This is a genomic window from Morococcus cerebrosus, from assembly GCF_022749515.1.
Lineage (GTDB): Bacteria > Pseudomonadota > Gammaproteobacteria > Burkholderiales > Neisseriaceae > Neisseria > Neisseria cerebrosa.
In genome coordinates this window covers 1,672,603-1,696,096 of record NZ_CP094242.1, presented here as the reverse complement: position 1 = coordinate 1,696,096, position 23,494 = coordinate 1,672,603, and the positions used below count along the sequence as shown (strand labels likewise).

The window sequence follows — 23,494 nt, the reverse complement described above, 5'->3', positions numbered from 1 at the left end:
GAAATTCAAGTTTGATGTTCTAGTCAACGGAATATCAGGCAAAGTCAGAGAAGTTCTTGAAATGATAGAGTCAAGTGAATAAGTGCATCAGGTGGATGCCTTGGCGATGATAGGCGATGAAGGACGTGTAAGCCTGCGAAAAGCGTGGGGGAGCTGGCAATAAAGCTATGATCCCGCGGTGTCCGAATGGGGAAACCCACTGCATTCTGTGCAGTATCCTAAGTTGAATACATAGACTTAGAGAAGCGAACCCGGAGAACTGAACCATCTAAGTACCCGGAGGAAAAGAAATCAACCGAGATTCCGCAAGTAGTGGCGAGCGAACGCGGAGGAGCCTGTACGTAATAACTGTCGAGATAGAAGAACAAGCTGGGAAGCTTGACCATAGTGGGTGATAGTCCCGTATTCGAAATCTCAACAGTGGTACTAAGCGTACGAAAAGTAGGGCGGGACACGTGAAATCCTGTCTGAATATGGGGGGACCATCCTCCAAGGCTAAATACTCATCATCGACCGATAGTGAACCAGTACCGTGAGGGAAAGGCGAAAAGAACCCCGGGAGGGGAGTGAAATAGAACCTGAAACCTGATGCATACAAACAGTGGGAGCACCCATGTGGTGTGACTGCGTACCTTTTGTATAATGGGTCAACGACTTACATTCAGTAGCGAGCTTAACCGAATAGGGGAGGCGTAGGGAAACCGAGTCTTAATAGGGCGAACAGTTGCTGGGTGTAGACCCGAAACCGAGTGATCTATCCATGGCCAGGTTGAAGGTGCCGTAACAGGTACTGGAGGACCGAACCCACGCATGTTGCAAAATGCGGGGATGAGCTGTGGATAGGGGTGAAAGGCTAAACAAACTCGGAGATAGCTGGTTCTCCCCGAAAACTATTTAGGTAGTGCCTCGAGCAAGACACTGATGGGGGTAAAGCACTGTTATGGCTAGGGGGTTATTGCAACTTACCAACCCATGGCAAACTAAGAATACCATCAAGTGGTTCCTCGGGAGACAGACAGCGGGTGCTAACGTCCGTTGTCAAGAGGGAAACAACCCAGACCGCCAGCTAAGGTCCCAAATGATAGATTAAGTGGTAAACGAAGTGGGAAGGCCCAGACAGCCAGGATGTTGGCTTAGAAGCAGCCATCATTTAAAGAAAGCGTAATAGCTCACTGGTCGAGTCGTCCTGCGCGGAAGATGTAACGGGGCTCAAATCTATAACCGAAGCTGCGGATGCCAGTTTACTGGCATGGTAGGGGAGCGTTCTGTAGGCCGATGAAGGTGCATTGTAAAGTGTGCTGGAGGTATCAGAAGTGCGAATGTTGACATGAGTAGCGATAAAGCGGGTGAAAAGCCCGCTCGCCGAAAGCCCAAGGTTTCCTACGCAACGTTCATCGGCGTAGGGTGAGTCGGCCCCTAAGGCGAGGCAGAAATGCGTAGTCGATGGGAAACAGGTTAATATTCCTGTACTTGATTCAAATGCGATGTGGGGACGGAGAAGGTTAGGTTAGCAAGCTGTTGGAATAGCTTGTTTAAGCCGGTAGGTGGAAGACTTAGGCAAATCCGGGTCTTCTTAACACCGAGAAGTGACGACGAGTGTCTACGGACATGAAGTAACCGATACCACGCTTCCAGGAAAAGCCACTAAGCTTCAGTTTGAATCGAACCGTACCGCAAACCGACACAGGTGGGCAGGATGAGAATTCTAAGGCGCTTGAGAGAACTCGGGAGAAGGAACTCGGCAAATTGATACCGTAACTTCGGGAGAAGGTATGCCCTCTAAGGTTAAGGACTTGCTCCGTAAGCCTCGGAGGGTCGCAGAGAATAGGTGGCTGCGACTGTTTATTAAAAACACAGCACTCTGCTAACACGAAAGTGGACGTATAGGGTGTGACGCCTGCCCGGTGCTGGAAGGTTAATTGAAGATGTGAGAGCATCGGATCGAAGCCCCAGTAAACGGCGGCCGTAACTATAACGGTCCTAAGGTAGCGAAATTCCTTGTCGGGTAAGTTCCGACCCGCACGAATGGCGTAACGATGGCCACACTGTCTCCTCCCGAGACTCAGCGAAGTTGAAGTGGTTGTGAAGATGCAATCTACCCGCTGCTAGACGGAAAGACCCCGTGAACCTTTACTGTAGCTTTGCATTGGACTTTGAAGTCACTTGTGTAGGATAGGTGGGAGGCTTAGAAGCAGAGACGCCAGTCTCTGTGGAGCCGTCCTTGAAATACCACCCTGGTGTCTTTGAGGTTCTAACCCAGACCCGTAATCCGGGTCGGGGACCGTGCATGGTAGGCAGTTTGACTGGGGCGGTCTCCTCCCAAAGAGTAACGGAGGAGTTCGAAGGTTACCTAGGTCCGGTCGGAAATCGGACTGATAGTGCAATGGCAAAAGGTAGCTTAACTGCGAGACCGACAAGTCGAGCAGGTGCGAAAGCAGGACATAGTGATCCGGTGGTTCTGTATGGAAGGGCCATCGCTCAACGGATAAAAGGTACTCCGGGGATAACAGGCTGATTCCGCCCAAGAGTTCATATCGACGGCGGAGTTTGGCACCTCGATGTCGGCTCATCACATCCTGGGGCTGTAGTCGGTCCCAAGGGTATGGCTGTTCGCCATTTAAAGTGGTACGTGAGCTGGGTTTAAAACGTCGTGAGACAGTTTGGTCCCTATCTGCAGTGGGCGTTGGAAGTTTGACGGGGGCTGCTCCTAGTACGAGAGGACCGGAGTGGACGAACCTCTGGTGTACCGGTTGTAACGCCAGTTGCATAGCCGGGTAGCTAAGTTCGGAAGAGATAAGCGCTGAAAGCATCTAAGCGCGAAACTCGCCTGAAGATGAGACTTCCCTTGCGGTTTAACCGCACTAAAGAGTCGTTCGAGACCAGGACGTTGATAGGTGGGGTGTGGAAGCGCGGTAACGCGTGAAGCTAACCCATACTAATTGCTCGTGAGGCTTGACTCTATCATTTGAAGAACTTCAAATAAAAAGCTTACTGACTGATTCAGTCATCACCGAATATATTGATTAAGGCTTTGCCGATTTGTACAGTTTAAGTTTGGCGGCCATAGCGAGTTGGTCCCACGCCTTCCCATCCCGAACAGGACCGTGAAACGACTCAGCGCCGATGATAGTGTGGTTCTTCCATGCGAAAGTAGGTCACTGCCAAACACCTATTCTAAGCCCCCGACAGATGTCGGGGGCTTTTACTTTGTATCGTTGACAGGTTTGGAGAACCCGATATCCCTGCCCTGATAGCGGCGGTGGGGCGGAATGGGGTAATACTCTGAATGCTCCGGTTGTAGAAGAATGGGCTTTTGAGAATGTGGGTGGGGCCGCTTCGAAATTGAGGTGGGTTAGTAGATGTTGTAGAATCAATACATTGAGAGATAGTAAAGTTGGAAATATTTAAAATTGTTTGAATTAAAATAATGTAAAGTATATGATAATAAAATATTTAGTGGTAACGCCTCCACGGCGGTGCCGTCCATATTAACGAAATGATAGGAAAACGCCCTTATGAAAAAATTCCTCTTTGCCGCACTCTCCGTTCTGACCGCCTCGCTGTCGCTGGCAGCCGTCAACATCAATACCGCTTCCCCGTCCGAATTGGAAGCCCTGCCCGGCATCGGTCCGGCCAAAGCGAAAGCCATTGTGGACTACCGCCAGCAGCATGGTGCCTTCAAATCAGTGGAAGAGCTCAAAAACGTTAAAGGCATCGGCGAGGGTATCTTCTCCAAACTGAAGACCGAAGCAACCGTCGCTCCCGCACCTGCCAACCCAAAAGCTAAAAACGCCGTCCCATTATCTAAAAAATAAACCTATCCACGTATTCGTGAAATTGCAGGTGAATACGATGGCCAAACTAAAAAACGTCCAATTCCGGAAGGGAGTGGGCGTTTTTGTTCGTTGAACCGATCTTGTTACCGTGGAACAGACTAGGGAAAGACAATGTATAGTCTTCGCCTTAAAAAACAAACAGGCAGAGACCTTTGCAAAATTCCTTTTCCCCCGACAACCGAAACCCCAAACACAGGTTTTCGGCTGTTTTCGGCTGTTTCCGCCCCCAATCACTCCTTAATTCTACCCAAATACCCCCTTAATCCTCCCCGGATACCCGATAATCAGGCATCCGGGCCGCCTTTTAGGCTGCAACAGGCACACTTAGCCTGTTGGCCGCTTTCAACAGGTTCAAACACATCGCCTTCAGATGGCTTTGCGCACTCACTTTGAGCAGACCAAAATAGGCTGCCCGGGCGTAGCGGAATTTACGGTGCAGCGTACCGAAGCTTTGTTCGACCACATAACGGGTCTTCGACAAATATCGGTTGCGTTTGGTTTGCGCTTCCGTCAGCGGACGGTTGCGGCAGGCTTTGCGCATAATGCCGTCTAAGAGCGTGTTCATAGTCTTCGTAGCAGGACTCCCAAGAAAGCCAAAGCTACCATTTGCAGACTGGTACTCAACTTACGCTCGCAGTTTTTCCAAAGCCGCCTGTTCTTTTCCAACCAGGAAAAGCTGCGCTCTACTACCCATCGCTTCGGCAATACTGCAAAACGGTGCAATTCGTTTCGTTTGGCAATCTCTACCTCCGCACCAATCAACTCCTGTACCGACGAAGCAAATGCCTTACCCGTGTAACCACCGTCAGCAAGGATTTTTTGTATCGCACCAAGATTATCCCGCCCACGTTCCAATGCCACCAGGCAGCCTTTTCTATCCGTAACATCCGCCGTCGTTACCGCAAGGGCATGCGGCAAACCTTGCGTGTCAACCGCTATATGTCGCTTGATACCGCTAACCTTCTTGCCCGCATCGTAGCCTTTTTCCATGGCGGTATCCGTGTTCTTCACACTCTGCGCATCAATAATCAGGAAAGTAGTTGCTTCATGGCGCCCCTGCTTGCGGTGCTCCGCAACTACCTGATTTTTTTAATGCTTCCTCAAGGATGCTGATGCCACTCTCGCGTGGTTCGGTCCATCTCTGGAAGTAGGAATGCACGGTGCGCCATTTGGGGAAGTCGCCCGGCAAAGCGCGCCAGGAGCAGCCAGTGCGTTGCAGGTAGAGAATGGCACAAAAGACATCGTACAAGTCCACCTGGCGTGGCGCTGTGCGTTTACGGGCACTTTCCAGCAGGGGAAGGAGAGGCGCAAATTGCTCGCGACTGATATCGCTTGGGTAGGTTTTTCTGTTCATGCCGATAGTTTACAGCAGAGGCTGAGACAATGAACACGTTCTAACAACTGATGCTCTTTCAGATGTTGCCGGTTTTCCTTGCTGTCGTAGCCTTTGTCGGCATAGACGGTCGTACCTTCGGCAATGCCTTCCAACAAAGGGGACAGATGGTTGCACTCATGGGTATTGGCAGGAGTGATGTGCAGTTTCTCGATATAGCCTTCCTCATCGGTACGGGTATGTTGTTTGTAACCGAGTTGTAGAGGCCGTTTTTCTTTGTCCAACGGGCATCTTTGTCCTTACTCGGTGTGGTTTGGCCGCTGACTTGTCCTTCCTCGTCGACTTCTATGGCCTGACGCTGTTTGCTGCCGGCAGTCTGAATAATGGTGGCGTCAATGACGGCGGCGGATGCTTTCTCTACTTTTAGGTTTTTTTCGGCCAGTTGGCAGTTAATCAGTTCCAGCAATTCGGACAGGGTGTCGTCTTGCGCCAGCCAGTTACGGTAGCGGCATGAGGTGCTGTAATCGGGGATGCTCAGTTCGTCAAAACGGCAAAACAGGTTGAAATCGATGCGGGTGATGAGGCTGTGTTCGAGTTCGGGATCGGAGAGGCTGTGCCATTGTCCGAGCAGGACGGCTTTGAACATGGACAACAGGGGATAGGCGGGACGGCCGCGGTGGTCTCTAAGGTAACGGGTTCTTTGACGGTTCAGGTATTGTTCGATCGGTTGCCAATCAATCACCTGATCCAACTTCAATAATGGGAAGCGGTCGATGTGTTTGGCAATCATGGCTTGTGCGGTTTGCTGGAAGAAGGTGCTCATGGGAAATCCCCTAAATGTCTTGGTGGGAATTTAGGGGATTTTGGGGAATTTTGCAAAGGTCTCATAAAACCGACATCAATTATTTGTCCACAACGATTTTGGCTGCCTGTTCGTCAGGCGAGGGTTCGTATTGTGTGGACTCGTCGCCGTAATACAGCACGCCGAGTTTGATGGGGATGCGGCCTTGCGATTTGCGGTGGGCGTTGGAGTCGCGCAGGGAGTAGGCGCAGCCGCAGTATTCTTGTTGGTAGAAGTGTTCGCGTTTGCTGATTTCGATCATGCGCGCGCTGCCGCCGCCTTTGCGCCAGTTGAAATCCCAATAGACGACATCGTCGTAGGGCGCGGCGGCGCGGTGGCCGCAGTCGTTGATTTGCGCCATGTTTTTCCAGCGGGAAATGCCCAGCGAGCTGGTGAAGACGGGGAAGCCGTTTTCGTGGGCGTATTGGGCGGCTTTTTCGAAACGCATGTCGAAACACATGGTGCAGCGGATGCCGCGTTCGGGTTCGAATTCCATGCCTTTGGCTTTGGCGAACCATTCTTTGCGGTCGTTTTCGTAGTCGTCGTCTTTGTCGATGAAGGGGATGCCGAATTTGTCGGCGAAGCGCATGTTTTCTTCTTTGCGCAACATGTATTCTTTGAGCGGGTGGATGTTGGGGTTGTAGAAGTAGATGGTGTAGTCGATGCCGCTGGCGAGCATGGCTTCCATCACTTCGCCGCTGCACGGGGCGCAGCAGGAATGCAAGAGGACTTTTTTATGGCCGCCGGGCGGGACGAGGACGGGGCGGTTGATGTCGGTAACGATGGGGCTGGTTTTGTCGTTCATGATCGGGGTGTTCCGTTTCGGTGTTTCAGACGACCTTTGGGTTTTATAGTGGATTAAATTTAAACCAGTACGGCGTTGCCTTGCCTTGCCGTACTATCTGTACTGTCTGCGGCTTCGTCGCCTTGTCCTGATTTAAATTTACTCCACTATATGGGTCGTCTGAAAGGGTTGTGGTGTGGTTATTGGATGGGTTTGTTTTGTTTTTTGGCTGCTTTGCCGTCTTTGGGGTCGGGTGGCGGCGGCTCGGCGAAGATGCTTTCGGGGTTGGGGTGTGCGGCAAATTCTTGCAGCAGTTTTTGGTAGTCTTGGGACTGTTTCATCAGCTCCGCTGCGGCGGTCCGCAGGTTGTCCACGTCTTCGGGCGGGAGGTAGAAGCTGGTGGGGATGTTCAACACTTTGTCGCGCAACGCGGAGGGCGGCAGGTCTTTGAGGTTGAGGCTGACGAAGGAAAAGCTGATTCCGTCGCCGTTTTGTCGGCTGGTTTCGTTGCGTTTGTCGACGAAGGCGCGGAAGCGGCGTTGGGATTCTTGGGTGTATTGGTCGATGGGGATGTTGACGATGGCGGTAACGACGTCGCGGAATCCGGGTACGGCAGCGGTTTTGTCCATATTGCTGCTGATTTGGTTTTGGGCGTTGACGCTGATGACGACGATGTGGCGCAGGTTGCGGCTGCGGATTTGTTGTTCCAACACTTTGTCGGGATAGATTTCGGTCATGTCCAAGAGGCTGCGCATGCCGAGGTTGTCGGTCAGTCCGCCGTCTATCAGGTGGATGTAAGGGCGGGTTTTGCTGTCGCTGTATTTGTTGAACCTGTTTTTAAACTCTTGATAAGTGGCGTTTTGCTGCTTTTGCGATTCGAGGCCGGTCATTTGCAGTTGCGGCGGCAGGGTGTAGCCGCAGTTGCCGCCGTTGTTGTTGAGGGTAATCGGGGCGAATATCATGGGCACTGCGCTGGAGGCGGCAACGGCGCGGGCCAGGCGCAATCTGCCCAAGTCGATACACATGGGGTCGAAGTATTCTTGCGTGAAGTTCAGGCGTTCGCCCGCGCCCATGTCGGTGGCGGAAATGATGGCGAACGGGCCTTTGCCGTGCATTTCCAAATCGCGGAAGGTGGCTTTGCCGAAAAGGTGGTTTTCAAACTGCTCCTGCAAGAGGTCGCCGCGTCCGTATTCGGGCGAAGCGAGGCGGGGCAGGTTGGACATGGAAAAGGCTTGTTTGACGACTTGGCGTTGGAAATTTTGGTGAAGGAAACGCTTGTAAAATATGGGGATGGTTTCTTCGCCTTTGAGCGCGAAGTAGGCGGCGAGGACGGAGCCGCCGGATACGCCGACCACCAAATCGACATTGGACATCAGCGACTTGCTTTTGCCGCCGATGGTGACTTTTTGCTGCTGAAGCTGTTCCAACACGCCGTAGCCCAACGCCGCCGCGCGCGTTCCGCCGCCGGAAAGCATCAGGATGATGAAGGTGTCGTCTTCTTCGCGCCGAAACTGGCTGGTTTCAAAACGATAGCCTTGGTTCATATCAATTTTATTGATGGTGGCGACAGGCTGATACTTGACCAGCGAGCAGGCAGACAGCGCGGCCAAGGTAAAGGCGGTCAGGACGGTTTTGAACGGGCGTTTCGGCATGGAAGTTTGGCTGTGAAACAAAAGAGCTTGATTATAATGGATTAAATCGGTTTTCGATACCTGCCGGCGGGTTAAGGCGATGCCGCAGCGTAGATTGAAAGGTTTTCAGACGACCTTGGTTCATTACGCAATCAGACAGGTCGTCTGAAAAATAAAATCAGGTTTAAGGCTTGTCCGCCTTGTCTCCGATTTTGCCTTCTTTGCCTTGAATCAGGTTTTGGATATTGCTTTTATGGCGGTACAACACCAGCACGGCGATGACGACGGTCGCCCAAGCCCAAGAAGGGTAGGGCATCAGCCAGAAGGCGACGAGCGGCGCGGCTACGGTGGCGGCGAGCGCGGCAAGCGAGGACACTTTAAAGCCGAACGCCATCACCAGCCAAATTGCCGCGCAAACCAAAGCCGTTGCAGGAGAAAGCGCCAGCAATACGCCCAAAGCAGTTGCCACGCCCTTGCCGCCTTTAAAGCTGAAAAACAGCGGCCACATATGTCCGACCAACGCGGCGACGGCAACCGCTGCTATGGTGATGTCCGACAGATTCAAAGCATCTTGCAGACAGCGTGCCAAAACCACCGCCACCAAACCTTTGAGCGCGTCGCCCAGCAAAGTCAGTGCCGCCGCTTTTTTCTTGCCGCTGCGCAAAACATTGGTCGCGCCGGGGTTGCCCGAGCCGTAAGTGCGCGGATCGTCCATGCCGTAATATTTGGAAACAATGACGGCAAACGACAGCGAACCGATTAAATAAGCCGCGATAACGGCGGATACATTGAACATTTCAGATGCTTTACTTAAAATGGGACGCTCATTTTATCAAAAAAACAGGCAGGCAAATGGACAAAATCTTTTTACGCGGCATGAAGGCGGACACCTTAATCGGCGTGTACGACTGGGAACGCGAACGCCCCCAAACCCTGATTTTGGACTTGGACATCGGCATCCCCGAACAAAGCGGTCAGGATGACCACATCGGCAATACCGTCCACTACGGCGAAGTCTGCGAAGCCGTCAGGGCAAGCCTTGCCGAACAAAGCTTCCTCTTGCTCGAATCATTGGCGGAACACATCGCCAAACTCATCCTCGACAATTTCGGCGCGTTGAGTGTGCGCGTCAAAATCATCAAGCCCGGCATCCTGCCCGATGTCAAAGAAGTCGGCATTGAAATCGAACGCAGCAGGATTTAAAGCAGTACAAACGGTTTAGCGAAACCTGATTCGCTCTTTTCAGACGAGCTGCTTCTTGACTCAAGAGGTCGTCTGAAAGCTCGGCTTCAACGAAGTTAAAACTCATTCCCGATTTTCAGACGACTCCGTATCAAACTTTACAAAGAGAACACGCAAATGGATTTGAAAGAAACCAAACTCAGCAGCGAGCCGATTTACCAAGGCTCATTTGTTACCATCAACCGCGACAAAGTCCGCCTGCCCAACGGCAACGAAAGCCAGCGCATCGTCATCCGCCATCCCGGCGCGGCCTGCGTTTTAGCGGTTACCGAAGAGGGCAAAGCCGTGCTCGTACGCCAATGGCGTTACGCCGCAGACGCTGCCACGCTTGAGCTACCCGCCGGCAAACTCGATGCAGGCGAAGACCCCGCCGAATGCGCCCTGCGCGAGCTGGCGGAAGAAACCCCGTACACCGCCGACCGCGTCAAACTCATCAGCAGCTTCTACACCGCCATCGGCTTCTGCGACGAAAAAATGTACTTCTACCAAGCAGAAGGCGTGCGCCTCGGCAGCACCTTGAGCAACGACGAAGACGAAATCACCGAAACCGTCCTGATGAGCAAGGAAGAAGCCCGCACCGCTTTGGCACACAACGAAATCAAAGACGGCAAAACCCTAATCGGCCTGCAATATTGGCTGATGCAGGATTGATGTGAAAAGGATGTAAAAAGGTCGTCTGAAAGAATGTTTTCAGACGACCTTTTTGTTTAAAGTACCACTTATTTGGTGAAGTTTTTCAGTATGGCGGAGGCGATGTCGTCCAAGCCGAAACCGTCGGCTTCCTGCGCCGAGCCGTTGGGGGTGGCTTTATCAACGAGGTTGGGCAGGACTTGAGCCAGCAGGTCGCCCGCCTGGTTGGCATCAATGCCGAACTTTTTCGCCACTTGGCTGATGGTGTCGCTGCCCAGCGCGTTTTGCAAATCGCTGCCGGATATGGGCGCGTTGTCTTGTTGGTTGGAAACCCAGCTGTTCAATACGTCGCCCAATCCGCCTTGTTGCAACTGGTTGATCAGACTGCCCACTCCGCCTTGCTGACGTACCAAATCCATCGCCATATCGGTCAGAGAGTTTTGTGCGCCGCTACCGTCTTTACCGCCCAGTGCTTGTGCTGCCGCGTTCAGCAGACTGTCCATTAATGCCATGATGTTTCCTTTGTGTGAAGTGTAAAATGCCGAGTGTAACAAAATTCCGTCATTTAATTCGCGGTTTAACTCAATTAAACCCGGCTTAGGGAGAATTGACGCGAAAACAAAAAAGGTCGTCTGAAAGCCTGTGTTGCACTTGAAATCCGAATCCAAGGCCCCTTTATTTCAAGCCGAGGCAGGGAGGTTTCCGCTATTCCCCGTCTTGGAAAATCACGTCGTTTTCAAACCGCGCCATATTGTGCAGTCCGTCGGTCAGGGCGATGCCTTTCAGTTCGTGGCGACGAACCAAGTCCAACACGGCTTCCTTGCCGGAAACGGGATGGCAGCCGGCAGGTCCCATGTGTTGGAAACGGTCGGTGTAAAAGAGGTATAAATAACCGTCCCGCGCGTAAAGTCCGCCGTCTTTGAGGCTTATCCCGACAAAAAGCGGCTGCTCCGCCAGTTGGTTCCAAACGATATACTTCACGGATTTCGCCAAATCCGCCGAATATTTTTCCACCAGCCCGATCAGCAACACATTCTCCTGCGGCGTGTTGCCGGCAAAAAAATTCAGCAATTCCTCATTTTCGACATTCGTAAACTGCTTGAACAATTCCTCCGCCCGCGCAGGTGTAACCTTATAGGGATTGGAAAAACCGACAATGGCTATCGGGTGAAATTGCAGCGGCAGCTTGGCATCGGTGCCGATGGACAACGCCTCCATTTTTTCTCGGGAAGCCGCCATGCCATCCGCGCCGTTGACACGCATCAGCCACGAAAGCGCGCATTCGAAATGCTCGCCGCCCTGCCCTCGGTATTCCATCAGTTGAATGCCCAACGAGTGCGCAACACGCAGGACATTGTTCAGATTATTGAACTGGTCCGCCTTATCCAACGCACCGACCAAGCCGATGCCGTCTAAAGCGCCGTCCTGCCCGTCTGAAAAAGCCCGCGCCGCTTCATAGGTTTCAAACAGATATAAAACCGTCCGCCCGTCTTTCAGACGACCTATATAAGGGATGCCCGTCCCTTCCGACACATCCGCCTGCATGGCAGACAGCGGCACATACACTTTATCTTTCGCATAAATCGCCCGCGCCGCGCCCTCGCTTTTTTCCTGCGCGGAAAGTCTGCGCGGCTCTTGTACCGTTTCGCCGGACGGCTTGTTCCCAAAAATTTTCGACAAAATACTCATTCGGTTTTCCTTAATGTATTGGTATGCGCCCGCTTGAATGCTTTTCTGCACAACAGAACGGCGGCAAACCGAGCGTGCAGGATTTTATCACAGCCTTTTTCAGACGACTTGCATTACCCCTAAGATACCGTCCATAATAGCTTTATGCTTTAAGCTAGGAAAAACAATGACTCTCCGAACCTCTACGTTATCCCTACTCACCCTGCTTATCCTTTTCCCGACGATGGCTGCAGCGAACGACGAACCGCCCGCCGACGGCGACACTTGGTTGGACCACCGCCACAAAGGAGTTTCCAAACGCTTGGACAAATGGTCCAACCGCATAGACGACTGGTTTGGCGAACCAAATCCCGACCATCCTGCCGATGCCAACCTTCGCGTCATGCTCGATACCGAATGGAACCCTGAAGACAAGTTTACCGTGACGCCCCGCGTACGGGGTCGTCTGAAACTGCCGACCTTGGAGAAAAAAGTCCATGTGGTTTTCGGTGACGACTCTTTGGACGACGAGTTGAAACACGAAGCCAACGCCTACCGCAACCGTACCAATACCAACGGCAGGATATTCGATGCATCCCAAAGCCGCGACAACAATGCTTCCATTGCCGTACGCTGGTCTGAAGCATTCGCAAAACAGCACACCGATACCGACTTCGATATCGGTATCCGCTCCGGCAGCGACCTGTACGCCCGCGCCAAAAGCTCGAGCAATTGGCAACTGACCGACAACATCGACACCAGTTTGGAGCAAATCTACCGTTACGGCATCAAGAGCAAACACCATGTCCGTACCAACTGGGAAACGCGCTACATCCCCAGCGAAAAAAGCTTTATCGCCAATCAGGCACACCTGCAATACGAACACGATAAAACCGAAGACTGGACATGGGGCAACAGCCTCTTCCGCCAACACAACCTCGGCAAACACCGACACGTCAACTACGGCGTGTACACCGGCGGCAATATCGAAAAACGCAAAGCCGCCCTCAATACCTACGGTCCGTTTACCACCTACCGCCAACCGATTTGGCGCAACTGGCTGTTTACCCAAACCGAAGTCAACTACTACAACAACCGCAAGGAAAACCAAAAACACCGCGTCGGCGCGCTGTTAAGGATTGAAGCCTTGTTCTGATGCAAAAAGGTCGTCTGAAAGCCTGTTGCCGGATTCCAATCCCGCCAACTCCACTTTCAGACGACCTTTTTTCAAACTTTCCCAAACGGATTATTCTTCCGAACCTTCTTCCCTGCCGTTGAAATATTCCGACGCGCCGCCGTCGAAAAAGCCCTGCAAAATCGCTTGCGCCGCCACTTGGTCGAGCACCGCCTTCTGTTTGCGCCCGAATACCTGCGCCTCGGCAAGCAGGCTTTCGGCGTATAGTGAAGACATCCGTTCGTCTACCCAATATATGGGCAGGTTAAAACGCCCGTGCAGGCGGCGGCCGAATTTGCGGCTGAGGCGGGTCAACTCGTGTTCCGTGCCGTCGGCGTGGGTCGGCAGTCCGACGACCAGATGCTTGGGCTGCCATTCCCGTATCAGCTTGGCGATGGCGTTGAATTTCTCGTCGTTGCTGTTGCCGGTCACAGTCGCCAAAGGATGCGACAAGCCAAGTTCCGCATCGCCCTGAGCCACGCCGATACGCGCCTCGCCGAAATCAAACGCCAAAACCGTCCCCGCCGGCGCTTTATGCATGACCGGCTCCACAAACAAGCGCATCGGGTTGAATACCCAGCTTGGCAAATGCAGCGGCGTAGCGGTGTTCGTAAGGCATATCGAACAAAATATGCTCGTCCGCCTTCACCGTCAGCCAGACATTGTCCGCCAGCTCGCGTTCAAGCTGCCCTTTGCTCCAGCTCGAATAGCCTATGCTGATTAAAATCTTGTCCACCGCGCCCTGACGTGATAAGTTTTCAATCACATCGCGCGAAGACGTCAGCGCAATGTCGTCTGAAACAATCATACTGTTTTGCCAGTTGCCCACGGGCGTATGCACGACATAGCCGCGGTCAATCTGTACCGGCCCGCCCATCATGACGTGTTCGTGCTGCATCCGCAAAGGGATATTGCGGTCGGTTGCCGCAAAAATCATGTCCATCGTAATCGGCGACGGTTTGTTGATGATGATGCCCAACGCGCCCTCTTCGTTGTGTTCGCACACATAAATCACCGAATTTTCGAAAAACGGGTCGTCCATATCGGGCATAGCAATCAGGAAATGGTCGGTTAGGTTCATATCGCTCATCTTTTACTTGTTCGGCACAGGCGCATCCACGACGCACGCACCGTAAATCTGTTTGCCTTCCATACCGCCGGCAACTTGCTGCGCATCCGCTTTAGCACCGCCAAAGCACGACACCGCGCTCAAAGAGTTCTTCGGCGAACCCTGAACGATTTTGTCGCTGTAAACCAAATACGCAAACGCCTTACGTTTAGGATCGTAATAACGGATAATCTGCTGGCTCTTGAACGCCAAGCTCGCGCTGCGTTTAAACACCTCCCGTGGCTTAACAACGGCTTGCTCGTTGTAACGGATGACCTCCGCCGTCTGCACACACGACACGGAAGCATCGCTCGCATCTTCCTCCAAATTCACCGTCTCTTTCAAACCGCCTTTTTTCGCATAAGAAATATAACAGGCAACCCCTTGCACATCAGGATCATCAAACCCCTCGACTTCAATACGGTCATTTTTCCCCAGCATATGAAAAACTGTGCTGGCACGTCCGATTTTGTCGGTATCGTTACCGCAGGAAGCAAGAAGCAGGGCGCAAAGCGCAGGCAGAATAATTTTATTCATGTAAATTAAGAAACCTTTGAGGGTTGGAAATAAAGAAGCTGACACCGCAGCTCCTACTATATAAGACCGCTTGTTCAGATTGCAAGCGCAGAGAAAAGCATTGTCTAGACAAATATGGGCAGATGTTATTTTCAGACGACCCCGCTGACTATATAATTCCGCCTATTGCCTTTACTTTAACGATCCAGAACCCAATCATGCGTTACAAACCTCTTTTACTCGCCCTGCTCATCGGTTTCGCTTCGCCTTCTTTCGCCGCCAAAGACGCGCCCAAGGAAAAGGCTGCGCCTGTCAAAAAAAGCGTCAAAGACAAAAAAGACGCCGAACCTGCTAAAAAAGAAGCTGCCAAAGACAAAGCGAAACCTGCCGCGAAAAAGGAAACTACCGAAGCGGCGAAAAACGAGCGTACTAAAGAACGCAGAAACGACAAAGAAACCAAAAAACAAGATAAAGCCGACAAAACCAAAAAAGGCGAAGCCAAGGCGGAAGAGAAGGCAGGCAAAGCTGCTCACGCAAAAAACGAGTCTGCAAAAGGCAAGGACAAAGCAGCAGACAAACCCGCAGCCAAAAATAATGTAAAGGCAAAAAAAGAAGCCGCCGAGTTGCCTAAAAAAGACGAAGCAGTGGCAAAACAAGATAAAAAATCCGTCGAGAAAAAAGCGGACAAAGCCGATAAGAAAACCGCTGCCGCCGATTCAGACGACTTCAAAGCCGCAGTAACTGCCGCCGCCAATGATTTGGAAAGCAAAAAATCGCTGCGCAGCCGCAACGAAGGTTTCATCATTCACGTCAATACCACGTTGAAACAGTTGCAGCAAAGCCGTATCAACTTATCCGCCATCAACCGCCAACAGCGCGACGCATGGGACAAGTTTCAAAAGCTCAATGCTGATTTGAACTACCTGAAAACTCAGGTTTCCAATACGCGCGCGCAAATTTCCCGTTTCGTTTCAGGCAACTATAAAAACAGCCAACCCAACGCCGTTGCCCTGTTCCTGAAAAATGCCGAGCCGGGTCAGAAAACCCGCTTCCTGCGTTACACCCGCTATATCAACACCGCCAACGAGCAAGTCATCAAAGACCTTGAGAAGCAGCAAAAAGAGCTGGCAGCACAAGAGCAGAAAATCAACAACGAACTGGCATACCTGAAAAAACTTCAGGTCAACGTCCAGTCCTCGCTGCGCCGCCAAGGTGTAACCAACACCGCCGAACAGGCGGAAAGCCGCCGCCAAAATGCGCAAATGGCAAAAGATGCGCAGAAAAAAATCAACCACAAAGAAAACGAACAACGCCTGAACAACTTGTTGAAAGACTTGGACAAACACAAAGCCGAGCAACGCCGCCAGGAAGCCGAAGCGCGTAAAAAAGCCGCCGAAGCCCGTCTTGCCGCCGCTGAAAAAGCGCGCAAAGACCGCGCCGTCGCCGCGCAAAAAGCCGCCGACGAACGCGCCGCCATGTCCAACCTGACCGCAGAAGACATGAACATCCGCGCACCTTCCTATGTCAGAATCAGCAATGCCAACAGCTTCAGCCGTATGCAGGGTCGTCTGAAAAAACCGGTCAGCGGCACGCTTGCCGGACTCTTCGGACAAGACCGAGGCGACGGTGAAGTTTGGAAAGGCGTGTTCTACCAAACGACTCCGGCAATCGTCAGCAGCATCGCCGGCGGTACGGTTACCTACGCCGATGAACTGGAAGGTTTCGGCAAAGTCATCGTCATCGATCACGGCGACGGCTATATCAGCATCTATTCAGGTTTGAGCGAAATCGAAGTCGCCAAAGGCTACGCCGTAGCCGCAGGCAACCGCCTGGGCATCAGCGGAACCCTGCCTTCGGGCATGGAAGGCCTGTATTTGGAAGTCCGCTACAACGGGCAGGCAATGAACCCACTCTCCTGGATAAGCTGACCTGCAAACCGGTTTGACATTTTCAGACGACCTTTTGCCGTATCACGGGGTCGTCTGAAATTTAACAACTGAACCCGACGGCCCTATATTCAAAAGCTTTTACACCCGCGCAGATATTTTTTACGCTAACCCTGTTGTTTGCCAAGCGTAAATCGCATACAGTCTTGCGGACGTATATTCAGGTCGTCTGAAGCAATATTTCCCACCCCGTTTCACAGTCATTACGGTCTGAAATGAAATAAGACAAAAAGAAAGCCATTCATAATGTCAACATCCACTTTGAAAAAAGTCGCACTCTACACACTCGGCGCATTCAGCGGTGTCGCCCTCAGCTTGAGCGTTCAAAGCTTTGCCGCCGAAAAAGACAAAAAAGACAACGAAACCCTGCCCGTACAATCCATCCGCAACATGGCGGAAGTCTACGGGCAAATCAAAGCCAATTATTACCAAGATAAATCCGACGCCGACCTCTTTGAAGGCGCGATGAAAGGCATGGTATCCGACCTCGACCCGCATTCCGAGTATTTGGATAAAAAAGGCTTTGCCGATATGAAAGAATCTACCAGCGGCGAATTCGGCGGCTTGGGTATGGAAATCGGGCAGGAAGACGGATTTATCAAAGTCGTTGCCCCGATTGAGGATACGCCCGCCGAGCGCGCAGGCGTGAAAAGCGGCGACTTCATCGTCAAAATCGACAACGTTTCCACACGTGGTCTGACCACCAGTGAAGCCGTGAAAAAAATGCGCGGCAAACCGGGTACCAAAATCACCCTGACCCTTTCGCGCAAAAATGCGGACAAACCCATCGTCGTCAACCTGACCCGCGCCATCATTAAAGTCAAAAGCGTCCGCCATCACCTGCTCGAACCGGGCTATGGCTACATCCGCGTGTCCCAATTCCAAGAGCGCACCGTGGCAGCCATCAATGAATCCGCCAAGGCATTGATTAAAGAAAATAAAGGCGCGCCGCTCAAAGGCCTCGTCCTCGATCTGCGCGATGACCCGGGCGGTCTGCTTGACGGCGCGGTCGGTGTGTCTGCTGCCTTCCTGCCTGCAGATGCAAAAGTCGTCAGCACCAAAGGACGCGACGGCAAAGAAAGCTCGGTATTGAAAGCCCGTCCCGAAGACTATATCCGCGTGAGCGGCAAAGACCCGCTGGCAGATCTGCCTGCCGAGTTGAAGACCATTCCGATGACCGTGTTGATCAACTCAGGCTCTGCCTCCGCTTCTGAAATCGTTGCAGGCGCGCTGCAAGACCATAAACGCGCCGTCGTCGTCGGTACGCAAAGTTTCGGTAAAGGCTCGGTTCAAACCCTGATTCCGCTGTCCAACGGCAGCGCAGTCAAACTGACCACCGCACTGTACTACACGCCGAACGACCGCTCGATTCAAGCGCAAGGCATCGTTCCCGACGTCGAAGTCAAAGACAAAGACCGCGCTTTTGAAAGCCGCGAAGCCGACCTCGCCGGACACATCGGCAACCCGCTCGGCGGCGAAGACGTCAACAGCAGCAACGAAATCAGCACGCCTGATTCAAACGAAGCTGCCAAAGCCGACGAAAACGCCAAGTCCAAAAAAGGCAAGGACAAAGAGAAAGACGAAGACCTCTCCAGCCGTCGTATTCCTAATCCAGCCAAAGACGACCAGCTCCGCAAAGCCTTGGATTTGGTGAAAAATCCAGCCGAATGGCAGAAGTCTTTAGGTTTGGCGGCGAAAAAACCGGCTCCGAAAAAAGATAAGAAAGACGGTAAAGACGAAAGCAAATAAGCCCAGTCCGAATCCTTGAAAAAAGGTCGTCTGAAAACGATATCAGTTTTCAGACGACCTTTTCACACTTCAAAAATCCCATAGGGAAAACATCATGGCAAAAGCCCCCAAAACCATCTACCAATGCACCGAATGCGGCGGCACTTCCCCGAAATGGCAAGGCAAATGCCCGCATTGCGGCGAGTGGAACACGCTTCAGGAAAGCCTTGCCGCACCCGAGCCGAAAAACGCCCGCTTCCAATCTTGGGCGGCGGATACCTCGACCGTCCAATCCCTATCCGCCGTGACCGCCACCGAAGTGCCGCGCAATCCGACCGGCATGGGCGAACTCGACCGCGTATTGGGCGGCGGTTTGGTCGATGGCGCGGTCATCCTGCTCGGCGGCGACCCCGGCATCGGCAAATCCACGCTGCTGTTGCAAACCATCGCCAAAATGGCGCAAAGCCGCAAAGTGCTGTACGTTTCCGGCGAAGAATCCGCCCAACAAGTCGCCCTGCGCGCGCAACGTTTGGAACTGCCCACCGAAGGCGTAAACCTGCTTGCCGAAATCCGCATGGAAGCGATTCAAGCGGCCTTGAAACAGCATCAGCCCGAAGTCGTCGTCATCGACTCCATCCAAACCATGTATTCCGACCAAATCACCTCCGCCCCCGGCTCCGTATCGCAGGTACGCGAATGCGCCGCCCAACTGACGCGCATGGCGAAACAGATGGGCATCGCCATGATACTGGTCGGACACGTTACCAAAGACGGCGCGATTGCTGGCCCGCGCGTGCTGGAACACATGGTCGATACCGTGCTGTATTTCGAGGGCGACCAACATTCCAACTACCGCATGATCCGCGCCATCAAAAACCGCTTCGGCGCGGCAAACGAATTGGGCGTATTTGCCATGACAGAAAACGGTTTGAAAGGCGTGTCCAACCCGTCCGCCATCTTCCTCGCCAGCTACCGCGACGACACCCCAGGTTCGTGTGTTTTGGTCACGCAGGAAGGCAGCCGCCCGCTTCTGGTCGAAATCCAGGCATTGGTCGATGACGCGCACGGCTTCACCCCCAAACGCCTCACCGTCGGCCTCGAACAAAACCGCCTCGCCATGCTGCTCGCCGTTCTCAACCGCCACGGCGGCATCGCCTGTTTTGACCAAGACGTGTTCCTCAACGCCGTTGGCGGCGTCAAAATCGGCGAGCCCGCCGCCGACCTCGCCGTCATCCTCGCCATGCTCTCCAGCTTCCGCAACCGCCCGCTGCCTGAAAAAATGGTCGCCTTCGGCGAAATCGGACTAAGCGGCGAAGTCCGCCCCGTCGCACGCGGACAAGAGCGGCTCAAAGAAGCGGAAAAACTCGGCTTCAAACGCGCCATCGTTCCCAAAGCCAATATGCCGCGCAACGAAAAAGAGTTTCCGAATCTAAAAATCTTCGGCGTTTCCAGCCTTCAGGAAGCCATCGAAATCTGCCGCGATGCGGAAAATTGACAGACAGCAATCGGAAAGGTCGTCTGAAAACCTATTCCCAGTTTCAGACGACCTTCATCGAGGAGCGTGTGGTGCATTTGATATGCCTCTTACTCAAATCAGTATGAAGCAAAATTCCAGCCTATTCTTTTGCTTTTTAGGAAGAGAGGGGAAGGGCGATAGGTTGGGGATTTTCTATTTCACTTTGCCATACTATACGAATGTGAGGCTAGGGTAGTCTGGTGTTTCTGATTTTATAGTGGATTAACTTTAAATCAGGACAAGGCGACGAAGTCGCAGACAGTACAGATAGTACGGCAAGGCGAGGCAACGCCGTACTGGTTTAAAGTTAATCCACTATAATTTGCCGTATAGAGCGGCATACGTTTAAAGATTGAAAAGCGGAAGAGGGTGGAAAATACAGTCGGTTTGAGAAGCAGTTCGCACTACCCCCGCATCCTGTTAAAATACCCGGTCTGAAAAGACAGAAGACAAGAATAGAATTATGAGTATTGCCAATAATAAAAAAGCCTTTCACGACTTCTTTATCGAAGATCAGCTTGAAGCCGGCCTGGTATTGGAAGGTTGGGAAGTCAAAGCCATCCGCGCCGGGCGGGTGCAGTTGAAAGAAAGCTATATCTACTGGAAAAAAGACGCTTTTTATCTGGTCGGCTGCCATATTACCGCGCTGCCGACTGCCTCGACGCATGTCAAACCCGACCCCGTCCGTCCGCGCAAGCTTTTGCTCAAGCAATCCGAAATCAACAAGCTCATCGGTAAAACCGAGCGTGCGGGTTACACCATCGTCCCGTTGAACCTGCACTTCACACGAGGCAAAATCAAAATGGAAATCGGTTTGGCGAAGGGTAAAAAACAACACGACAAACGCCAAAGCCTGAAAGAAGCGGACTGGAAACGCGAAAAACAACGTTTGATGAAAAATGTGCGCTGAGGCTGATAGCAGCTTGAATGGAACGCAGGGCGCCGATGTTGCCGCAAACATGTATAGTGGATTAACAAAAATCAGGACAAGGCGACGAAGCCGCAGACAGTACAGATAGTACGGAGCCGATTCACTTGGTGCTTCAGCACCTTAGAGAATCGTTCTCTTTGAGCTAAGGCAAGGCAACGCCGTACTGGTTTAAAGTTAATCCACTATACCCGCCGTTTACACATCAAGCCCTATGTTTGCAAAAACATACCCAAGATTGCTTTCTTCAGGCTTTTCAGACGACCCCTGCGACCCAATAATCAGGGTCGTCTGAAATTTTACGGAGTAACGCCATGTCCCGCTCTTCGCTTTTCCTGCCGCTGTTTTTGATTATCTTCGGTGCCGTTTGGTTTTTGAAAACGACGGACATCCTGCCCGCAACTTCGACCATCGTGTCCGCCGGTATGGTGCTGGCGGGGATTGCGGTTTTGGTGATGGACGGTGTCAACAAGCAGTCTATTGTTTCAGGCCCGCTGCTGGTGTATATCGGCGCGGCGGTATATCTGCACAATCAATACTGGCTCGGTTATTCGCCGCTGGTTGCTTTGGGAATGATGGTACTGGGCTGCCTGCTGCTGCTTTCGCGCAGCGATATGGTGCCTTATAAGCAGCATAAACAGCAGGATAACTAAGCCCCTCTCTCTGCAAAGGTCGTCTGAAAATGGTATAATCCGCCGTTTTCAGACGACCTGTTTTGTTATCGGAATCCCGTTTTGAAACAGTCAGACCGTTCCCTATCACTCTGCAAAGTTTCCGCCATGACCCAAGACAAAATCCTCATCCTCGACTTCGGTTCGCAAGTTACCCAGCTTATCGCCCGCCGCGTGCGCGAAGCTCATGTCTACTGCGAGCTGCATTCTTTCGATATGCCTTTGGACGAAATCAAAGCCTTCAATCCGAAAGGCATCATCCTCTCCGGCGGCCCTAATTCCGTTTACGAATCCGATTATCAAGCCGATACCGGCATCTTCGATTTGGGCATTCCGGTTTTGGGCATCTGCTACGGAATGCAGTTTATGGCGCACCACTTGGGAGGCGAAGTACAGCCCGGCAACCAGCGCGAATTCGGTTACGCGCAAGTCAAAACCATCGATAGCGAACTGACACGCGATATTTACGACGACGCGCCGAATACGCTGGACGTATGGATGAGCCACGGCGACAAAGTGTCCAAACTGCCCAACGGCTTTGCCGTTATCGGCGATACTCCGTCATGCCCGATTGCCATGATGGAAAACGTTGAAAAACAATTCTACGGCATCCAATTCCACCCGGAAGTGACCCACACCAAACAAGGCCGCGCCCTGTTGAACCGCTTTGTCTTGGACATCTGCGGTGCGCAACCCAGCTGGACGATGCCGAACTACATCGAAGAAGCCGTTGCCAAAATCCGTGAACAAGTCGGCAGCGACGAAGTGATTTTAGGTCTTTCTGGTGGCGTGGACTCTTCCGTAGCCGCCGCGCTGATTCACCGCGCCATCGGCGACCAACTGACTTGCGTGTTCGTCGATCACGGTCTTTTGCGCCTGAACGAAGGCAAAATGGTGATGGATATGTTCGCCCGCAACTTGGGTGTGAAAGTGATTCACGTCGATGCCGAAGAGCAATTCATGGAGAAACTCGCAGGCGTTACCGATCCCGAGAAAAAACGCAAAATTATCGGTGCGGAATTTATCGAAGTATTTGATGCCGAAGAGAAAAAACTCACTAACGCCAAATGGCTGGCGCAAGGCACGATTTACCCCGACGTCATCGAATCCGCAGGTGCGAAAACCAAAAAAGCCCACGCCATCAAATCGCATCATAACGTCGGCGGTCTGCCTGAAAACATGAAGCTCAAGCTGCTTGAGCCGTTGCGCGACTTGTTCAAAGACGAAGTGCGCGAACTGGGCGTTGCTTTGGGCTTGCCGCGCGAAATGGTGTACCGCCATCCGTTCCCCGGTCCCGGTTTGGGCGTGCGTATCTTGGGCGAAGTGAAAAAAGAATACGCCGATTTGCTGCGTCAGGCGGACGACATTTTCATCCAAGAATTGCGCAATACCACCGACGAAAACGGCACATCTTGGTACGATTTGACCAGCCAAGCCTTCGCCGTGTTCCTGCCCGTAAAATCCGTCGGCGTAATGGGCGACGGACGCACTTACGATTACGTCGTCGCGCTGCGCGCAGTCATCACCAGCGACTTCATGACCGCACACTGGGCAGAACTGCCGTACTCGCTGCTCGGCCGCGTGTCCAACCGCATCATCAACGAAGTCAAAGGCATCAACCGCGTAGTTTACGACGTAAGCGGCAAACCGCCTGCTACGATTGAGTGGGAATAAAAGTAGAGAGATAAACGCATAAAAAGGTCGTCTGAAATGGTTTCAGACGACCTTTTGGTTTTTAAACGACAGTTTCTTTTTCCGTGTAATCAACACTCTGCCTTAGATCGGCTATATGCCGAAACCAATTTGCAAACCCTGAAAAACCTTGTCTGGTAGATGCCTAATGTACATAAACCACTTGACCGATTACATCGGATTACGTAAAGTATGCGGCGTTCTTTTAAATTGGTATTACCAATTTATTTGATAATTACTCTCAGATTAA

Annotated in this window: 19 protein-coding genes, 2 rRNA genes and 3 pseudogenes; 12 read left to right on the top strand and 12 right to left on the bottom strand. The window is 52.3% G+C overall.

From position 1 onward, the window contains the following. Positions 1-68 precede the first annotated feature (68 nt). The 3 genes from MON37_RS08020 (at position 69) to MON37_RS08010 (ending at position 3,815) form a co-directional block, all read left to right on the top strand. Positions 69-2,960, top strand: a 23S ribosomal RNA gene (locus MON37_RS08020). A gap of 93 nt (positions 2,961-3,053) precedes the next feature. Next, positions 3,054-3,167, top strand: a 5S ribosomal RNA gene (rrf, locus tag MON37_RS08015). A 348-nt stretch (positions 3,168-3,515) separates the two neighbouring features. After that, a complete protein-coding gene (locus MON37_RS08010) occupies positions 3,516-3,815 on the top strand; it encodes a ComEA family DNA-binding protein (protein WP_039410840.1) in 300 nt (99 codons plus the stop codon). 325 nt (positions 3,816-4,140) lie between these two features. Here MON37_RS08010 and MON37_RS08005 read toward each other — a convergent pair. The 7 genes and pseudogenes from MON37_RS08005 to plsY all read right to left on the bottom strand — a co-directional run. Then, positions 4,141-4,392 (bottom strand): annotated as a pseudogene (locus MON37_RS08005) (transposase); the annotation flags it as partial. Between the two features lie 5 nt (positions 4,393-4,397). After that, positions 4,398-5,190 (bottom strand): IS5 family transposase gene (locus tag MON37_RS08000; protein ID WP_234403659.1). Its coding sequence is split into 2 segments (ribosomal slippage): positions 4,398-4,925 and positions 4,927-5,190, totalling 792 coding nucleotides; the frame shifts between segments, so codons are not numbered across the junction. Between the two features lie 32 nt (positions 5,191-5,222). Next, positions 5,223-5,992: pseudogene (locus tag MON37_RS07995) on the bottom strand (IS5 family transposase); the annotation flags it as partial. Between the two features lie 79 nt (positions 5,993-6,071). After that, the gene (locus MON37_RS07990) at positions 6,072-6,815 is read right to left on the bottom strand and encodes an epoxyqueuosine reductase QueH (RefSeq protein WP_039406844.1); all 744 of its coding nucleotides are present in this window, start codon (positions 6,813-6,815) and stop codon (positions 6,072-6,074) included. A gap of 46 nt (positions 6,816-6,861) precedes the next feature. Next, positions 6,862-6,981, bottom strand: a pseudogene (locus tag MON37_RS12485) (IS5/IS1182 family transposase); the annotation flags it as partial. Between the two features lie 13 nt (positions 6,982-6,994). Further along, entirely contained in the window at positions 6,995-8,446 is a 1,452-nt protein-coding gene (locus MON37_RS07980; protein WP_039406846.1) for a patatin-like phospholipase family protein, read from the bottom strand. A gap of 163 nt (positions 8,447-8,609) precedes the next feature. Beyond that, positions 8,610-9,221: a glycerol-3-phosphate 1-O-acyltransferase PlsY gene (gene plsY / locus MON37_RS07975; RefSeq protein ID WP_039406848.1), complete on the bottom strand. Its 612-nt coding sequence runs from the start codon at positions 9,219-9,221 to the stop codon at positions 8,610-8,612. 56 nt (positions 9,222-9,277) lie between these two features. Here plsY and folB point away from each other — a divergent pair, with 56 nt between their 5' ends. Together folB and MON37_RS07965 are read left to right on the top strand one after the other, a co-directional pair. Further along, positions 9,278-9,628: a dihydroneopterin aldolase gene (folB, locus tag MON37_RS07970; protein WP_039406850.1), complete on the top strand. Its 351-nt coding sequence runs from the start codon at positions 9,278-9,280 to the stop codon at positions 9,626-9,628. A gap of 156 nt (positions 9,629-9,784) precedes the next feature. Further along, positions 9,785-10,318, top strand: coding sequence for an NUDIX hydrolase (locus MON37_RS07965; RefSeq protein ID WP_003760014.1), 534 nt, complete (start codon positions 9,785-9,787; stop codon positions 10,316-10,318). Positions 10,319-10,386: 68 nt separating this feature from the next. Here MON37_RS07965 and MON37_RS07960 read toward each other — a convergent pair whose 3' ends face one another. Beyond that, on the bottom strand, positions 10,387-10,809 hold the full coding sequence (locus MON37_RS07960) for a YidB family protein (RefSeq protein WP_039406854.1): 423 nt from the start codon (positions 10,807-10,809) through the stop codon (positions 10,387-10,389). A gap of 193 nt (positions 10,810-11,002) precedes the next feature. Beyond that, entirely contained in the window at positions 11,003-11,986 is a 984-nt protein-coding gene (locus MON37_RS07955; protein ID WP_052242820.1) for a hypothetical protein, read from the bottom strand. Between the two features lie 166 nt (positions 11,987-12,152). Here MON37_RS07955 and MON37_RS07950 point away from each other — a divergent pair, with 166 nt between their 5' ends. Next, on the top strand, positions 12,153-13,121 hold the full coding sequence (locus MON37_RS07950; RefSeq protein WP_039406860.1) for a hypothetical protein: 969 nt from the start codon (positions 12,153-12,155) through the stop codon (positions 13,119-13,121). A gap of 90 nt (positions 13,122-13,211) precedes the next feature. Here MON37_RS07950 and ruvX read toward each other — a convergent pair whose 3' ends face one another. From ruvX to MON37_RS07935, 3 genes are read right to left on the bottom strand one after another with little or no spacing between them, the layout of a single operon-like run. Further along, complete coding sequence (gene ruvX / locus MON37_RS07945; RefSeq protein ID WP_039406863.1) at positions 13,212-13,679, bottom strand: Holliday junction resolvase RuvX; 468 nt, start codon at positions 13,677-13,679, stop codon at positions 13,212-13,214. Beyond that, positions 13,672-14,220: a YqgE/AlgH family protein gene (locus MON37_RS07940; protein ID WP_019271440.1), complete on the bottom strand. Its 549-nt coding sequence runs from the start codon at positions 14,218-14,220 to the stop codon at positions 13,672-13,674. The genes ruvX and MON37_RS07940 overlap by 8 nt, the downstream gene beginning before the upstream one ends. 12 nt (positions 14,221-14,232) lie before the next feature. Then, on the bottom strand, positions 14,233-14,784 hold the full coding sequence (locus MON37_RS07935; protein WP_003763874.1) for a CreA family protein: 552 nt from the start codon (positions 14,782-14,784) through the stop codon (positions 14,233-14,235). A 197-nt stretch (positions 14,785-14,981) separates the two neighbouring features. On the opposite strand from MON37_RS07935, the gene MON37_RS07930 reads away from it, so the two are divergent. From MON37_RS07930 to guaA, 6 genes are all read left to right on the top strand, one after another. Next, the gene (locus MON37_RS07930) at positions 14,982-16,691 is read left to right on the top strand and encodes a peptidoglycan DD-metalloendopeptidase family protein (protein ID WP_039406868.1); all 1,710 of its coding nucleotides are present in this window, start codon (positions 14,982-14,984) and stop codon (positions 16,689-16,691) included. Between the two features lie 264 nt (positions 16,692-16,955). Beyond that, positions 16,956-18,458, top strand: coding sequence for a S41 family peptidase (locus MON37_RS07925; RefSeq protein WP_039406871.1), 1,503 nt, complete (start codon positions 16,956-16,958; stop codon positions 18,456-18,458). 94 nt (positions 18,459-18,552) lie between these two features. Further along, entirely contained in the window at positions 18,553-19,932 is a 1,380-nt protein-coding gene (gene radA / locus MON37_RS07920; protein ID WP_003740864.1) for a DNA repair protein RadA, read from the top strand. Positions 19,933-20,416: 484 nt separating this feature from the next. Further along, the gene (smpB, locus tag MON37_RS07915; protein ID WP_003760109.1) at positions 20,417-20,863 is read left to right on the top strand and encodes an SsrA-binding protein SmpB; all 447 of its coding nucleotides are present in this window, start codon (positions 20,417-20,419) and stop codon (positions 20,861-20,863) included. Between the two features lie 332 nt (positions 20,864-21,195). Continuing rightward, positions 21,196-21,534 (top strand): hypothetical protein, encoded by a 339-nt coding sequence (locus tag MON37_RS07910; protein WP_003760104.1) that lies wholly within the window; start codon positions 21,196-21,198, stop codon positions 21,532-21,534. 126 nt (positions 21,535-21,660) lie between these two features. Then, positions 21,661-23,226 carry a glutamine-hydrolyzing GMP synthase gene (guaA, locus tag MON37_RS07905; protein WP_036491748.1) on the top strand — a complete coding sequence of 522 codons (1,566 nt, stop codon included), beginning with the start codon at positions 21,661-21,663 and terminating at the stop codon, positions 23,224-23,226. Positions 23,227-23,494 lie beyond the last annotated feature (268 nt).

Bases quoted from the DNA above. Each gene is read 5' to 3' on its own strand.
- MON37_RS08010 (WP_039410840.1), top strand. From the start codon at position 3,516: ATGAAAAAATTCCTCTTTGCCGCACTCTCCGTTCTGACCGCCTCGCTG.
- MON37_RS07990 (WP_039406844.1), bottom strand. From the start codon at position 6,815: ATGAACGACAAAACCAGCCCCATCGTTACCGACATCAACCGCCCCGTC.
- MON37_RS07980 (WP_039406846.1), bottom strand. From the start codon at position 8,446: ATGCCGAAACGCCCGTTCAAAACCGTCCTGACCGCCTTTACCTTGGCC.
- plsY (WP_039406848.1), bottom strand. From the start codon at position 9,221: ATGTTCAATGTATCCGCCGTTATCGCGGCTTATTTAATCGGTTCGCTG.
- folB (WP_039406850.1), top strand. From the start codon at position 9,278: ATGGACAAAATCTTTTTACGCGGCATGAAGGCGGACACCTTAATCGGC.
- MON37_RS07965 (WP_003760014.1), top strand. From the start codon at position 9,785: ATGGATTTGAAAGAAACCAAACTCAGCAGCGAGCCGATTTACCAAGGC.
- MON37_RS07960 (WP_039406854.1), bottom strand. From the start codon at position 10,809: ATGGCATTAATGGACAGTCTGCTGAACGCGGCAGCACAAGCACTGGGC.
- MON37_RS07955 (WP_052242820.1), bottom strand. From the start codon at position 11,986: ATGAGTATTTTGTCGAAAATTTTTGGGAACAAGCCGTCCGGCGAAACG.
- MON37_RS07950 (WP_039406860.1), top strand. From the start codon at position 12,153: ATGACTCTCCGAACCTCTACGTTATCCCTACTCACCCTGCTTATCCTT.
- ruvX (WP_039406863.1), bottom strand. From the start codon at position 13,679: ATGCATAAAGCGCCGGCGGGGACGGTTTTGGCGTTTGATTTCGGCGAG.
- MON37_RS07940 (WP_019271440.1), bottom strand. From the start codon at position 14,220: ATGAACCTAACCGACCATTTCCTGATTGCTATGCCCGATATGGACGAC.
- MON37_RS07935 (WP_003763874.1), bottom strand. From the start codon at position 14,784: ATGAATAAAATTATTCTGCCTGCGCTTTGCGCCCTGCTTCTTGCTTCC.
- MON37_RS07930 (WP_039406868.1), top strand. From the start codon at position 14,982: ATGCGTTACAAACCTCTTTTACTCGCCCTGCTCATCGGTTTCGCTTCG.
- MON37_RS07925 (WP_039406871.1), top strand. From the start codon at position 16,956: ATGTCAACATCCACTTTGAAAAAAGTCGCACTCTACACACTCGGCGCA.
- radA (WP_003740864.1), top strand. From the start codon at position 18,553: ATGGCAAAAGCCCCCAAAACCATCTACCAATGCACCGAATGCGGCGGC.
- smpB (WP_003760109.1), top strand. From the start codon at position 20,417: ATGAGTATTGCCAATAATAAAAAAGCCTTTCACGACTTCTTTATCGAA.
- MON37_RS07910 (WP_003760104.1), top strand. From the start codon at position 21,196: ATGTCCCGCTCTTCGCTTTTCCTGCCGCTGTTTTTGATTATCTTCGGT.
- guaA (WP_036491748.1), top strand. From the start codon at position 21,661: ATGACCCAAGACAAAATCCTCATCCTCGACTTCGGTTCGCAAGTTACC.